Source organism: Streptomyces xantholiticus (assembly GCF_014651015.1).
Lineage (GTDB): Bacteria > Actinomycetota > Actinomycetes > Streptomycetales > Streptomycetaceae > Streptomyces > Streptomyces xantholiticus.
Genome location: NZ_BMWB01000027.1, coordinates 1 through 13,722 on the forward strand (window position 1 = coordinate 1; position 13,722 = coordinate 13,722).

The 13,722-nt window shown below is 71.9% G+C and carries 11 protein-coding genes; 2 read left to right on the forward strand and 9 right to left on the reverse strand.

What is annotated here, in order from left to right; genetic code table 11:
* Positions 1 to 50: 50 nt before the first annotated feature.
* The 6 genes from IE198_RS29255 to IE198_RS29280 form a co-directional block, all read right to left on the reverse strand.
* Positions 51 to 1,016: a cation diffusion facilitator family transporter gene (locus tag IE198_RS29255; RefSeq protein ID WP_189891996.1), complete on the reverse strand. Its 966-nt coding sequence runs from the start codon at positions 1,014 to 1,016 to the stop codon at positions 51 to 53.
* A 158-nt stretch (positions 1,017 to 1,174) separates the two neighbouring features.
* Positions 1,175 to 2,353 carry a mannose-6-phosphate isomerase, class I gene (gene manA / locus IE198_RS29260; protein WP_189891998.1) on the reverse strand — a complete coding sequence of 393 codons (1,179 nt, stop codon included), beginning with the start codon at positions 2,351 to 2,353 and terminating at the stop codon, positions 1,175 to 1,177.
* 96 nt (positions 2,354 to 2,449) lie between these two features.
* Positions 2,450 to 3,592, reverse strand: a complete 1,143-nt coding sequence (locus tag IE198_RS29265; RefSeq protein ID WP_189892000.1) for an SIS domain-containing protein — start codon at positions 3,590 to 3,592, stop codon at positions 2,450 to 2,452.
* Positions 3,593 to 3,729: 137 nt separating this feature from the next.
* A complete protein-coding gene (locus tag IE198_RS29270; protein WP_100107426.1) occupies positions 3,730 to 3,912 on the reverse strand; it encodes a Trm112 family protein in 183 nt (60 codons plus the stop codon).
* Positions 3,913 to 4,118: 206 nt separating this feature from the next.
* A complete protein-coding gene (locus IE198_RS29275; RefSeq protein ID WP_189892002.1) occupies positions 4,119 to 5,480 on the reverse strand; it encodes a phosphomannomutase/phosphoglucomutase in 1,362 nt (453 codons plus the stop codon).
* Positions 5,481 to 5,604: 124 nt separating this feature from the next.
* The gene (locus tag IE198_RS29280) at positions 5,605 to 6,030 is read right to left on the reverse strand and encodes a DUF3499 domain-containing protein (RefSeq protein ID WP_189892004.1); all 426 of its coding nucleotides are present in this window, start codon (positions 6,028 to 6,030) and stop codon (positions 5,605 to 5,607) included.
* Positions 6,031 to 6,303: 273 nt separating this feature from the next.
* Here IE198_RS29280 and IE198_RS29285 point away from each other — a divergent pair, with 273 nt between their 5' ends.
* Positions 6,304 to 6,732, forward strand: coding sequence for a metallopeptidase family protein (locus IE198_RS29285; protein ID WP_189892006.1), 429 nt, complete (start codon positions 6,304 to 6,306; stop codon positions 6,730 to 6,732).
* Between the two features lie 78 nt (positions 6,733 to 6,810).
* On the opposite strand, the gene IE198_RS29290 is transcribed toward IE198_RS29285, so the two are convergent.
* The 3 genes from IE198_RS29290 to IE198_RS29300 all read right to left on the reverse strand — a co-directional run bounded on the left by IE198_RS29290 (position 6,811) and on the right by IE198_RS29300 (position 12,565).
* The gene (locus IE198_RS29290) at positions 6,811 to 8,373 is read right to left on the reverse strand and encodes a DUF5719 family protein (protein ID WP_189892008.1); all 1,563 of its coding nucleotides are present in this window, start codon (positions 8,371 to 8,373) and stop codon (positions 6,811 to 6,813) included.
* Positions 8,370 to 12,086 carry a glycosyltransferase family 2 protein gene (locus IE198_RS29295; protein WP_189892011.1) on the reverse strand — a complete coding sequence of 1,239 codons (3,717 nt, stop codon included), beginning with the start codon at positions 12,084 to 12,086 and terminating at the stop codon, positions 8,370 to 8,372. The genes IE198_RS29290 and IE198_RS29295 overlap by 4 nt, the downstream gene beginning before the upstream one ends.
* A gap of 215 nt (positions 12,087 to 12,301) precedes the next feature.
* Positions 12,302 to 12,565 (reverse strand): WhiB family transcriptional regulator, encoded by a 264-nt coding sequence (locus tag IE198_RS29300; protein ID WP_053557226.1) that lies wholly within the window; start codon positions 12,563 to 12,565, stop codon positions 12,302 to 12,304.
* Between the two features lie 640 nt (positions 12,566 to 13,205).
* Between IE198_RS29300 and IE198_RS29305 the strand changes: the two genes are divergently transcribed.
* Entirely contained in the window at positions 13,206 to 13,700 is a 495-nt protein-coding gene (locus IE198_RS29305; protein ID WP_189892014.1) for a cysteine dioxygenase, read from the forward strand.
* The last annotated feature ends 22 nt before the right edge of the window (positions 13,701 to 13,722 follow it).

The following is a 13,722-nucleotide window of genomic DNA, read 5'->3' on the forward strand; positions in this document are numbered from 1 at the left end:
GCCCCGGACCGTCGCGGTCCGGGGCCCCACCCCTCTCGTTCCCCGGCTGTTCAGTGACCTGAGCCGCCCGGCGACTTGCCCGGGTCGGCGCCCGCGGCTGCGGCCGCCTCGTTGTAGATGTCCGGCTCGAGGTAGATCACACGCGCGATCGGCACAGCCGCCCGGATGCGCTCCTCCGCGGCGTTGATCGCTTGCGCGACCTCATCGGCCGTCTCGTGCTGCTCGACGGCGATCTTCGCGGCGACCAGCAGTTCCTCAGGGCCGAGGTGGAGCGTGCGCATGTGGATGATGCGAGTGACCGTCTCGCCGTCGACCGTCGCGGCCTTGATCTTCTCGATGTCCTCCGCGCCTGCGGCCTCGCCCAGCAGCAGCGACTTCGTCTCCGCGGCGAGCACGATCGCGATCACGATGAGCAGGACACCGATGCACAGCGTGCCGATGCCGTCCCAGACTCCGTTGCCGGTCGCCAGTGCGACGGACACGCCGACGAGGGCGAGGATCAGACCGACCAGCGCGCCGAGGTCCTCGAGGAGGACGACCGGAAGCTCCGGCGCCTTGGCGCGGCGCACGAACTGCGGCCAGCTGAGCTTGCCGCGCAGCAGGTTGGACTCCTTGATGGCGGTACGGAACGAGAAGGTCTCGGCGATGATCGCGAACACGAGGACACCGATCGGCCAGTACCAGGCCTCGATCTCGTGCGGGTGCTTGATCTTCTCGTAGCCCTCGTAGATGGCGAACATGCCACCGACGGAGAAGAGCACGATGGAGACGAGGAAGGCGTAGATGTAACGCTCGCGCCCGTATCCGAAGGGGTGCTGCGGCGTGGCCTCGCGCTGGGCCTTCTTGCCGCCGAGGAGGAGCAGCCCCTGGTTCCCCGAGTCCGCCAGCGAGTGGACGCTCTCCGCAAGCATCGACGACGAACCGCTGAAGAGGAACGCCACGAACTTGGCCACCGCGATTGCGAGGTTGGCGGCGAGTGCCGCCACGATCGCCTTGGTACCGCCTGACGCGCTCATGCTTGCCGGATGTCCCTTCGTACGTACGCCGACCGGTCCTTTACCGGGTCTTTGCGGTGCGCCATTGTTGCAGCACCCGCAGGCGGCCCGTACTCAGGCCACCACCCGGCCGGACACGGGCCGCCGCCGGGGATCCGTCCAGACTGCTGCCCGGGCGTTCAGGCCACCACCGTCGCGCGGAAGACCGTGCCCGGGCCGCCCCCCGTGCCCGAGATCTCCACCTTCTCCCCCGCCGGCACGAACGCCGACTCGCCCGGCGCCAGGGTCAGTTCACCGGCGGTGACGCTGCCCGCCGTGCACAGCAGGATCTGCGGCGTGGACACGGTCAGGTCGCGTGGCTCGGCATCGGGTGCGAGGACGTAGCGCGACAGCCGGAACTCGTCGATCGGGGTGTCGTAGACCTCTTCGCCGGAGGGTGACTCCTCGGGGCGCAGGATGCCCGGTTCCGTCGCCTCGAAGCGGACGATACGCAGGAGTTCGGGCACGTCCACGTGCTTGGGCGTCAGACCGCAGCGCAGCACGTTGTCGGAGTTGGCCATGATCTCGACACCGAGGCCGGCGAGGTAGGCGTGGGGGACTCCGGCGCCGAGGAACAGCGCCTCTCCGGGCTGCAGTCGTACGTGGTTGAGCAGCATGGCCGCGATGACGCCCGGGTCACCGGGGTAGTGGTGCGCGATCGCCGCGTACGGGGCGTAGTCGCCGCCGAGACGTTCGGAGGCGGCCGCGGCCTCCGCGACGGTGGCCGCCATCTCCTGCGGGTCCGCGCTGAGCACGGCGGTGAGCACCTCGCGGAGGGCCGCCTCCTCGGGCTGGGCGTGGAGGAGGTCGACGTACGGCTTGAGGGAGTCGACCTCGAGACCGGCGAGAAGTTCGGCAGACGCTGCGGCGGAACGGAATCCGCACAGGCCGTCGAACGGCGTGAGTGCGCAGATCAGTTCCGGCTTGTGGTTGGCGTCCTTGTAGTTGCGGTGCGGCGCGTCCAGGGGAACGCCGGCGCTCTCCTCCGCTCCGTAGCCGTCCCTCGCCTGCATGAGGTCCGGGTGCACCTGGAGGGAGAGCGGGGCGCCTGCCGCGAGGAGCTTGAGGAGGAAAGGCAGCCGCGGGCCGAACTTGGCGACGGCCGCCTCGCCCAGTTCCCGTTCGGGGGCGGCGGCGATGACCTCGGAGAGGGGCCGGTCCCTCTCGGCACCACGGGTGACTCTGGACGGCGCCCCGTGGTGAGCGCCCATCCACATCTCGGCCTGCGGCTCGCCGGTGGGGGCGACGCCGAGCAGCTCCGGGATGGCGGTTGTGGACCCCCAGGCGTAGGGGCGCACGGTGTTGGCGAGGCGGTCCATGATCTTCCCTGGTCCTTCGTCGGTACTTCGTGGCGTCACTTCGAGGCTGCGGTACGCCGTGGTGCTGCACGGCCCGGGACGCGCCGGCGGGGTTTCCTATCCGGGATGGTTGCCCGACGCAGCGAGTGCCAGGTAAACGGCGGCGAAATCGGTAATGGCCAGCAGCTCGGCGATCGACTCGAGTTCCGAGCCGTCCTCCGGTTCGAGCTCGCTGATGGGCGTGTCGTGGCTGAGCGCCAGCTCGCGGGCGGCGGGCGCCGCCGTGAGACCGCCGGCCGGGCGGTCGCGCAGCAGTACGACACGGGCCCGCAGCGCCTGCGGTTCGTCGACCCGGTCGCGGAAGAAGTCGTCGGGGTCGGCGCCGGCCGCGAAATCGCCCACCAGGAGCACACCGTGGGCCGGCAGCGCCTCCGGCAGTTCGGCGGCGAGCGCGGGCCGGCCGGCGAGTTCCGCCAGAACCGCGGCGAAGCGCCGCCCCGCCGGGGCCGCACCCGCGCCTTCGGTCCAGATGAGCGGCAAGCTGTCGGCGAGGTCGGCGGCCAGCGTCTTGGCCGGGTTGCTGTATGTGGCGATGGCGGGGCCGCAGCGTTCGGCGGTGCGGTCGAGGCGGTCGGCGACCTGGGCGAGCGTCTCCGGTGCCGCGTCGAGCAGGCCGACGCGGTCGAGGAGCGCGAGCAGCGGCGTGAACAGCGCCCACAGCGCACCGGGGGCGGCCGCCTGGATCTCCTCGTACGCCTCCTCGTACGGCGCGGTGGCCATGGGGACGACCAGGCCGTGGACGCCGTCGACCGCCTCCGAGAGGGGCGAGCGCCGCGGTGAGACGGCGACGACGGAGCAGCCTCGCCGGTAAGCCTGCTCGACGAGCAGCGCGAGGCCCGGTTCGCTGCCGTCCGTGGTGGTGAGGAGCAGAAGGTCGAGCGAGCCCGCCCAGCCGGGCAGGGCCCAGCGCAGGGCTCCGGCCGCGTGGGCGACGCCGGTGGGGCGGAGTGGGATGACGGGTGCGGAGGCGCCTGCCAGGGCGCCGACCAGGTCCGCGACGCCGAGGGCGGCGGTGCCGGGGCCGGCGACGAGGACGGCCCGCGGCCTGCCCTCGGGGCTGAGTCGGGCGATTCCGGCTTCCTCGGCGTGCCTGGCCGCCGTGCGTACGCGGGCCCCGGCCTCGGCCGCGCCGCGCAGTAGGCCTCGGCGGTCGGCGCGGGCCAGGGCGTCCGGGTCGTCGAGGAGCGACTCGTCGAGCATGGGGTGGGCCTCCGATCGCCGTACGCGGGCGGGGGATGTGTGCGGTTGTCAGGGGGCGCGGTCGTGCCGGGCACGGTCGGCCGGGAGGTACGCGTGCCGGACCCGGGGTCCGCCACACGGTCCTCCGCGGTCCCGCCTCACGCGGGGCGGCGCGCCTCGTCGACGAGCAGGACGGGGATGCCGTCCCTGACCGGGTAGGCGAGGCCGCAGTCCTTGCCGGTGCAGATCAGCTCGGGGGTGTCGGCTGCCGTGCGGTCGTCGAGCGGGGCGTGGCAGGCCGGGCAGGCGAGGATCTCCAGGAGGCCGGCTTCGAGCGGCATAACAGCGGTGTCCCTTCGGGCATGCCGCAGGCCGACGGAGCGGTTGCGATCGCGTCGGCCTGCGGTCACGGTCTGGCGGATCAGGCCTCGTCAGCCTACCGCCGGGGGGCGGGATGCGGCTCGTTCTGCGGCGGCGTGGACCGGTGGTGCCGAACGTGTCGCGGCGGGGTACGGGCGGGAGGCAGGCCCCGCCCGCACCGGCGGGCTCAGGCCCGTACGAGCGCCAGCACCTCGTCGCGGATCTTGACCATGGTGGCCTCGTCGTGCGCCTCCACGTTCAGCCGCAGCAGCGGCTCGGTGTTCGAGGCGCGCAGGTTGAACCACCAGTCGGCGGCCGTCACCGTGAGACCGTCGAGCTCGTCGGCCTCGACGTCCTCACGTGCGGCGAAGGCGGCCTTCACCGCTGCCGCCCTGTCGGCCTGGTCGGCGACCTTGGAGTTGATCTCACCGGAGGACGCGTACCGGTCGTACTGCGCGACCAGGTCGGACAGCGTGCCGTCCTGGGAGCCCAGCGCCGCCAGGACGTGCAGGGCGGCGAGCATGCCGGTGTCGGCGTTCCAGAAGTCGCGGAAGTAGTAGTGCGCGGAGTGCTCGCCGCCGAAGATCGCTCCGGTGCGGGCCATCTCCTCCTTGATGAAGGAGTGCCCGACCCGGGTGCGCACCGGGGTGCCGCCGTTCTCGCGTACGACCTCCGGGACCGACCACGAGGTGATCAGGTTGTGGATGACCGTGCCGCCGGCGTGCTTGGCGAGTTCGCGGGAGGCCACTAGCGCGGTGATCGCGGAGGGCGACACACCCTCGCCCCGCTCGTCGACGACGAAGCAGCGGTCCGCGTCGCCGTCGAAGGCCAGGCCCAGGTCGGCGCCCTCGGCACGCACACGGGCCTGCAGGTCGACGATGTTGGCCGGGTCGAGCGGGTTCGCCTCGTGGTTGGGGAAGGTGCCGTCCAGCTCGAAGTACATCGGGACGACGGTGAGCGGGAGGGCCTCGAACACGGTGGGGACCGTGTGGCCGCCCATGCCGTTGCCCGCGTCCACGACGACCTTCAGGGGGCGCATGCCCGACAGGTCGACGAGGGAGAGCAGGTGGGCCGCGTAGTCGGTGAGCGTGTCGCGTTCGATCACGGTGCCGGCCGTCGCCGCCGGGGCGGGCGCGCCCTGCTCGGACCAGTTCTCGACGAGCTCGCGGATCTCGGCCAGGCCGGTGTCCTGGCCGACGGGGGCCGCACCCGCCCGGCACATCTTGATGCCGTTGTACTGCGCCGGGTTGTGCGAGGCGGTGAACATGGCGCCCGGCAGCCCGAGGTGCCCCGAGGCGAAGTACAGCTGGTCCGTCGAGCACAGTCCGATGAGGGTGACGTCGACCCCGAGGGCCGCCGCACCGCGGGCGAACGCGCCGGACAGTCCGGGCGACGACGGCCGCATGTCATGGCCGACGACGATCGCGTCGGCGCCGGTCACCTTCACGAAGGCGGCTCCGAACAGTTCGGCGAGCGACTCGTCCCACTGATCCGGCACCACCCCGCGGACGTCGTACGCCTTCACGATCTGCGACAGATCAGCAGCCACGGCCCAACCCCTTCTGAAGTCCATGCGGTCACCACAAACTACCCTCACGGCGGGGGTCGGCCGACCGCCCCTGCCGCAAAGCCGACGGGGGGAACTGCGGCCCATGGGCCGGTGGGGCGCTGGTTCAGTCGGGGGAGCGCAGCACCCGCAGATGGCCGCGGCGCGCGACCTCCATCGGGTCCGCGGAGCGCCGGCCGCCCTGGCCGCCCGCTTCCGCCGTACGCCCCTGGGGCCGTGCCGCCTCGCGGACGGCGTTGGCCAGGGCTTCGAGGTCGTCGCCGCTGGGGCGCGCGGGGGCGGAGCCGTCGGTGAGCCGTACGACCTCCCAGCCGCGCGGCGCCGTCAGCCGCTCGCTGTGCTCGGCGCACAGGTCGTAGCAGTGGGGCTCGGCGTAGGTGGCGAGCGGACCGAGGACCGCAGTCGAGTCGGCATAGACGTACGTCAGTGTCGCGACGGCAGGGCGGCCGCACGCGGTGCGCGAACAGCGACGTACAGGGCTCACGACGTTGGACGGTACCGCACTCTTGAGCGGGCTGCGACGACTCTCCACCAGGTCACTCCCCCGTGTCGTCGTGTGACATCGGACATATAGGCAGTTCGAGCAACTAGCCTGACCTGCATGGAAAGAGAACCACACGGGCGACGGCCACACGCCGCGCGGTCACGAGTTGGAGTGAATCAGGTCAATCGCGTCGAGAGCGCCGGTCGCGAGAGCCGTGGAATCGAGCCCAACATTGGCCGGAATGTTCAATTATCGACAAAGCTGCCGGCGGTGACTCGGAGCCGATCGCCCCCGGCCCCGGAGAGCTACCCTGCGTCAGTGATGGACAGTCCTGTACCCCCCCGACCGGCAGAGCCGAGGCCCCGCCGCCGTGACCGGCACGGACGAGGTATGCGCGGGCCTGTGGCTCCGCCGCAGGTACCGCTCGCGGCCAGCCGCGCCGAGACCTTCCGTGACCTGGTCCAGGACTCGGTGGAACGGCTGGAGCGGCGCTGGCCGCAGTTGTCAGATGTCGACTTCCTGGTGCTGGAGGTCCCTGGTTCGCCCCACGAGTCGGTGCCGCTGGGAAGCGCGGTCCCCGCCGCCAAGGACCAGCCGGCGCGGATCATGATCTATCGCCGGCCCGTCGAGATCCGGACAAAGAACCGCGACGAACGTGCACTGCTCGTGCACGAAGTGGTCGTCGAGCAGGTCGCCGAGTTGCTCGGCCTGGCCCCCGAATCGGTCGATCCGCGTTACGGGCAGGACTGACGTACGCGACGGGGCGGCCTTCACCGGCCGCCCGATCGCGTCCCCCGGGCGCCCTGCGCTCCAGGGTCCCGGAGCGACTCAGTCGTCCAGCACCGAGAGGTCCTGCTCGGCCTCCGGCACCGCGACCGTCCCACGGTCGTCGGGCAGCGTCTGCACCGTGAACATCGGAATACCGTCCTCCGCGATCTCCAGTGCCCGGGACGCGTGCACCGGCCCGCCCGACACCGTCTCCACCGTGAGCGCGTACGAGCCCTTGAGGCCGGCCGGCACGGGTGCGGGGACGGCCGTCGTCGTCCCTGCCTTCACCGCGTACTCCTTGACGACCGGGGTGCCGCCCTTCGTGCCCGCCGACGCGGTCACCCTCACCGTCGCGGCCCTGCCCGGTGCGGTCAGCGACAGCTGGGACCCCTTGGCCCGGTTGTCGGCAACCGTCGCCCGCTCGCCCACCGGCGCGGCGGCCGGGATGAACGCGACCTCCTTCTCGTCGCCCTTGCCCCGGACCACGCGCAGCGCGGCCACCACCGGAGTGGCCCGGCCGCCCTCCGCGGGGCTGAGGATCAGCGACCCGGCCTCGCCCCGGGTGACGTCCTTCAAGTCGACGCTCGCGGTCATCCCGGACTTGACGTGCAGCGTCTCGTGCCCGGCCGGGGTGATCGTGCCGGTCGCGCCCGCGAGCTGGACCTTCAGCTCCGCGTCGTCGGCGCCGGGGGCGAAGGCCACCAGTTGCACCGAGGCCGCGTCCGCCGGGATGCCGGGAAGCACAGCCGTGCCGGACGGGTCGGCGGCGGCGCCGAGCCAGTCACTGCCGACGTTCTCCTCGAGGGACCGTACGACGGCGCCGACCCGCCCGGTGCGGGTCGTGACGTGGACGGTCACGTCCTCGGCCTGATCGGCCGTGAGCGTCGACAGCAGAAGCGGGAGGCTGGAACCGCCGGGGACCGGGACCCCCTCGGCCACGGTGCTCTTGAGCGCGCCTTCCTTGCCGTAGAGCTCCACGTCGACGACGGCCGTGCCCTCGTCAGGGTTGGTCAGGTGCACATAGTCCTGGCGCTTGTCGGCCAGCGAGGCGCCGGGGAACCAGAAGTCGGTGTCCGGGGCGGTACAGCTGACACCGAGGAGCCCACGACCGCTGCCGGCGGACACCGTGGTGGTCTGCTGCGCCGTCCACCCGGGAGCGAGGCTTCCGGTGGCCGTACCGACCAGCGCGGGGACCTGGCCGCCGCTCCCTTCGGCCGAGACGGGCTTGCCGGGCTCCTTGACGACGAGGAAGGGCTTGTCGGAGGCGGGTTTCTCCGCCCCGTCCTTCTTGCCCTTGCCGTCCTTCTCCTCGGGTGCGCCGGCGGGGTCGGTCAACGCGACCGCGGAGGACCGCAGTTCGGCCGAATCCGCGTCGGCGCCTTCGCCCCCGGACCCCTGTCGCGCGCCGTCCTTCTCAGCGGGTGTGAAGGAGGTGTACTGCGTCTCCGCCAGGTCCGAGCTGCTGGGTGCCGGGCAGAGCAGGCTGGAACGCTCGACGGGCAGCCGTGCCGGAGCCTCGGCCGCCGCCGCGCCCTCGCCGTCCGGTGCCGTGAGCGAGGCGAAGCCGGTGATGGCGGCGAGGGCCGTGGCGACCGCGATCAGGGAGATGGTCGTGCGCTTCACTCTGACTCGCCTCGCGTCGTGCCGGGGGCTTGCGCCGGGGGTTCGGGGTACTGGCCGCCGTTCGGGTCGCCGTAGCCGTAGCCGTAGGGGTCGTACTGGCCGTCCTGCTGGTAGGCGCCGTCCTGCTGGTACGGGGAGCCTTGCTGGTACCGGCCGTCGCCGTAGGACGTGGCCTGGTACGGATCCGCCTGGTACTGCTGCTGGTACGTGGTGTCGCCGTACGCCTGGTCGCCGCCGTACTGCTGCCCGTCGGTGTATCCCTGGCCGTCGCCGTACTGAGCGTCCTGGTACCCGGCCTGGCCGTACGTGGTCCCGTAGTCGGCGTCGGCGTACGTCTGCGCGTCCCACTCCCCGTACTGCTGCGGCACCGCCGCGTACGGCGCGGGCTGCTCCACCTCCTGGGGGCCCTGCTCCTGCTCCGCGGGCGCGGCCTCGGAGGCTTCCGCGGCCTCGGACTCCGCCTGCGCGCGCAGCCTGCGCGCCCTGCGGCCATCGCCGGACACCGCCTGGTCCGGTACCGCGACCGGCTCGTCCGGCAGATCGTCGTCGATCTCCCGGCGCCGCCCGGGGAGGGCGAGCACCACCAGCACCAGCGCGAGGAACGCCTGGATCCAGATCCAGGCCGTGTGGCCGGCCGGGTCCTCGTACGTCAGCTCGAGGCGGCCGCCCTCCGCAGGCAGCTCGAAGCCCTGCGCCCACCCGTCGACCGTGGTCTTCTCGAGCGGCCGGCCGTCGAGCGTGGCCTGCCAGCCCTCGTCGGCACGGTCAGCGATGCGCAGGATCCGGCCGGCCCCGCCGACGGGGATCTCGGCATGCGCCTCCACTGCGTCGGACGCCACCGGCAGCGGCTCCTCCTTGCCGCCCACGATCGTGGCGCGGGCGACCTGGCGGTCCACGCGCCACAGGGCGCTGCCGTCGAGCTGGCTGAGCCGGCTCAGGCCGGGCGTGGCATCGAGGACGCGGCTGGTTTGACGGGGGGCGCCGTCGCGCACGAGGACGTAACGGATCGCATAGCCGCTGAGCTGGCTCGTCTGGTCGGCGCCGGAGCCTGCGACAAGGTTGGCGACGATCTTGTCGAGGCGGGCGTCGTTGCCGCCCGCCTCGGTGAGCTCCGCGTCGCCGAGGCGCCCGCCGGAGCCGCGCACGAGTGTGTACGAGACCTTGGCGACCGAGGTACCGCCTAGCACCAGGGTGCGCGGCTGGTCCTGGGTGTCGCTCTCCTCCGCGACGAACGCGGGCACCTGGACCGGGTCGCGCCGCTCCAGGGGGCCGCCCGCGCCGCTGATCATCCAGTTGACCGCGGCAATGACCGGGGCCAGGCCGGCGGCCAGGGCGACGAGGGCGGCGACAGGCTGCCGCCAGCCGAAGCTCTGGGCCGCGACGCGGCTGCGCCCGCCCTCCGCGCCGAGCACGGCGGCCGCGAGCAGCGCGATGCCGTAGACGAGGGTCGCCGGTCCCGCCCAGCCGGCGTCGCTTTCACCGGAGCCGTTGACGAGGGCCGCGAAGACGAGGGCGATCAGCGCGACCGCCCAGGCGGTGCGGATCGCGAACTGCCGCTCCTCGCGCAGCAGGGCGCCGAGTGCGGCGAGGACGACGCCGATCATCAGGACGCCGCCGACGGTTCCGGGCCCGCCGGGGCTGATGCCCAGCAGGTCGGTGGCGCTCGCCGCGCCGCCGTCGTACGCGACTCCCGCCTCGCGGAAGAACGCGGAGGGGCTGCTCAGCAGGGAGAGCGACCAGGGGGCGAGGACGAGCACGGGGGTGCCGACGGCCGCGAGGAAACGCAGTCCGTAGGCGGTGATGTCGCCGCGCCGCAGCACCAGGACGGCGATGCCGAGGATCACGGCGATCGGCCACACGACGGGCGTGAAGGCCATCGCGAAGGTGAGCAGCAGGGCGTACGCCCAGGTGGCCCGCCAACTGCCGCGGCCGCCAGGGACCCGCAGCCCGTGGGCGGCGACGGCCGCACGGGCGATGAGCGGCAGCACGACGGCGAGGACGGCGGTGCCGAGCCGTCCGGTGGCCAGCGCGCCGGTCGCGGCGGGCAGGAAGGCGTAGGCGACGCTCGCCCAGGCCCGCAGGAGCCGCGACTCGACGATGGGCCTGGAGGCGAAGTATGCGGTGAGACCGGCCAGCGGAACGGAGCAGACGAGCAGTACGGTCAGCGCGAGTCCGGTGGAGCCGAGGAACAGCGCGGACAGCACCGCGAGGACGGCGAGGTAGGGCGGCGCCGGCTGGGTGCCGCCGGTGCCGATGGGGTGCCAGCCGTCCGCGTAACGACCCCACAGTTCAAAGACGTCGGCGGGGGCCGGCAGCAGCGCGCCGCCGGCCAGCGCGCCGCCTGCGAACAGTCCACGGCAGGCCACGAGGGAGACGACGAGCAGCACGGCGAAGAGGAGGGGGCCCGGCTTGCGGGCGATCTTCTTCAGCCTGGCGAACTGCTCGATCTCCAGGAAGTCGGCGTCGTCGCCGCCCGGTCCGGATTCGACGGCTCCGTGGCGGGAGCCGCCGGAGTCCGCGTCCGAGCCTGAGAAGTTGGATACGAGCTGCTCGACGGTCGCGCGGACGGTGGCGCCGGGCGGCGGGAACAGGGGCCGCAGTTCGTTCGCCTCGACCGCCCGCCGGGACCGTCTGCGCCGCCCGGCCAGGATGCGCTCGGGGCGCAGCAGTACGGCGAAGAGACCCATGACCTCGTCGACGGCCTGCCCGGGCACCTTGCCGACGAGGTAGGCGAGGGTGCGTAGCAGGGTGCCGAAGACGATGCGCAGCAGTACGTACGGCAGTGCGACGCCACGGGTGTTGGTGAGCAGCGTGTACACCGCACCGGCCTTGTCGACGCGGTGCGGGCTGGCGACGGACCGGCCGGCGCAGTCGACGGTGCGGCGCTCGCGGGCGGCCGCTTCCGCGTGCCGCAGGACGGCGTCGGGGGCGATCAGGACGCGGTGTCCGGCCGAATGCGCTCGCCAGCACAGGTCGACGTCGTCGCGCATCAGCGGCAGCCGCCGGTCGAAGCCGCCGAGTTCCTCGAAGACGTCCCGGCGGACGAGCATTCCGGCGGAGGACACGGACAGGACCGAGCGGACCTGGTCGTGCTGGCCCTGGTCCTGCTCGCGGCGGTCGAGCCCGGTCCAGCGGCGGCCGCTGTTGGCGATGGAGACGCCGGTCTCGAGGAGTTGCCTGCGGTCGTACCAGCCGCGGAGCTTGGGGCCGATGACCGCGGCGTGCTCGTCGGAGTCGGCGACGCGGAGCAGTTGGGCGAGGGCGTCGGGCTCGGGCGCGCAGTCGTCGTGGAGGAGCCAGAGCCACTGCACGGGCTCGCCGTGCGGAAGCTCGGGCATGTCGTAGGTCTCGTCGCGCCAGGTCCTGCTGACCGGGTCCCAGCCGCTGGGCCGCTTCAGATACGGCAGGTCCTCGGGGGTGAGCACACCGGCGGTGCGGACGGCCTCCTCCACGGCGGTGCCGAAACCGGTGCGGCGGGCGAGATGCAGTACGCGCTCGGCGCCGAGGGCGTCGGTGAGGAGCCGGGCCGAGTCGTCGGCGCTGCCGGTGTCGGCCGCGACGACGTTCTGTACGGGGCGCTCCTGGCCGATCAGTCCGGCGAGGGCGTCGGGGAGCCAGCGCGCGCCGTCGTGGGAGACGAGCACTGCGGTGACGACGTGCCGCGGGAACTCGGGCGCGGCGGCCGGAACAAACGCGGCTGTGGTGGCGGACATTGAGGTACGGGCCCTCCGGCGGGGTCACCCCGTAGGGGCTGTGGTGCGTCACGGACGGGGCCCCACACTAACGGCTGGCATGCCGACGGTCCGCAGCCTGTGGACAACCCACGGACGGCGGACCGTTCGTTACGCACCCAGTTGACGCGGTTGTACCGTTTGACCGGTCGAGGGACGGTCGGCACGGTGGGGCCGGGCCGATGACGGCGGTGCAGTCAGACGGCGGCTTTCTTGAGCCGCCGGCGCTCCCGCTCGGAGAGACCGCCCCAGATTCCGAATCTCTCGTCGTTGTTCAGGGCGTATTCGAGACATTCGGACCGGACCTCACAGGCAAGGCAGACTTTCTTGGCCTCGCGGGTGGAGCCGCCCTTCTCGGGGAAGAAGGACTCAGGATCGGTCTGGGCGCACAACGCGCGCTCCTGCCAGCCGAGTTCCTCATCCGCGTCCTCGACCAGCAGTTGTTCGAACAGCTCGGTCATGTGCGCCCCTCGTCTGTCTTTGCGTCCCCGTGATGTTGCCGCGATCGTTTTCGGCCGAACGACACGAGTGAAATTACAAGTGTGTAGCTCCAGACCAGTCAAGCTGAGATCTGCTATTGGGCCCGGTATTCACTCTGCGGAACCAAGGTTATGCGGAAAGTGTTCAAATCACCAAAAACCTGACACATGCCAGCGGCCAGTTCCACGCCCCGCCCCCTACCAAGAGGGAAGACGCCACAGACGTCGATCTTGTTTCGATCGGGCCGGTGAAGCGATCCGGATCACAGTCCGATCACTTCCAGCCGCGGTGACGTTTACGAGCGAATTTGCTGCCGCATGTCTCCGCCCCCCTCCCTGCACAAACCTTTCTCCCCTCCCAGTTACCGGAAAAGGTGAAACATTGCCGCCAAATCGGTCATTGGGTTGACAGCGGACGAGTAGACCAGTCACCTTTGATCCCATGCCAGCGACCACAGCGCCCCTCGCGACCCGCCACCGCGGGTTCCGCAGCGCTGTCCAGGCGCGCTGTTGCTGTTGCTGTTCCAGCTGTTGATGCCTTCGAGCTCCGGCCTTTCGCACCCTGCGTCACCTTCCCGCTCTGCGACACCCCATGCACTTCTGCTGAGGAACCCCCGCACCAATGAACAGCGACAGCGACCTCCAGATCGCCGGCGACATCCTCGCCGTACAGCACCTTCTCCAGCCCGCCCGTGAGCACCCGGTCACCGTGGCCGAGTTCGCCGGCCTCGCCCGCTCCATCGCCGCCGACCGCGCACAGTGGGAACACCTCGTCGAGTACGACGCCACCTCGCGCTGGTACCACCGGCTGCGCACCGGCCCCGGCTACGAGGTCTGGCTGCTCAGCTGGGTACCCGGCCAGGGCAGCGGACTGCACGACCACGGTCCCTCCTCCGGTGTCCTCACCGTCCTCCAGGGCGAACTGACCGAGCGCACCGAGCGCGGCGAGCAGTCCCTGACGGCGGGTTCCCAGCGGGTCTTCGCGCCGGGCTACGCACACGAGGTCGCCAACGACTCACTCGAACCGGCCGTGAGCCTGCACGTCTACTACCCGGGCCTGACCGAGATGCCGATGCACCGGGCAGCCCGCTGCACCACGGAGACCGTTCCCGTCTGACGCCTCCGGGGGACCTGCGAGG

Excerpts from the sequence above, each read along its gene's own strand:
- manA (WP_189891998.1), bottom strand. The coding sequence starts at position 2,353 with ATGGACCGCCTCGCCAACACCGTGCGCCCCTACGCCTGGGGGTCCACA.
- IE198_RS29300 (WP_053557226.1), bottom strand. The coding sequence starts at position 12,565 with ATGACCGAGCTGTTCGAACAACTGCTGGTCGAGGACGCGGATGAGGAA.
- IE198_RS29305 (WP_189892014.1), top strand. The coding sequence starts at position 13,206 with ATGAACAGCGACAGCGACCTCCAGATCGCCGGCGACATCCTCGCCGTA.
- IE198_RS29270 (WP_100107426.1), bottom strand. The coding sequence starts at position 3,912 with ATGCCGCTCGAAGCCGGCCTCCTGGAGATCCTCGCCTGCCCGGCCTGC.
- IE198_RS29255 (WP_189891996.1), bottom strand. The coding sequence starts at position 1,016 with ATGAGCGCGTCAGGCGGTACCAAGGCGATCGTGGCGGCACTCGCCGCC.
- IE198_RS29285 (WP_189892006.1), top strand. The coding sequence starts at position 6,304 with ATGGACAGTCCTGTACCCCCCCGACCGGCAGAGCCGAGGCCCCGCCGC.
- IE198_RS29295 (WP_189892011.1), bottom strand. The coding sequence starts at position 12,086 with ATGTCCGCCACCACAGCCGCGTTTGTTCCGGCCGCCGCGCCCGAGTTC.
- IE198_RS29265 (WP_189892000.1), bottom strand. The coding sequence starts at position 3,592 with ATGCTCGACGAGTCGCTCCTCGACGACCCGGACGCCCTGGCCCGCGCC.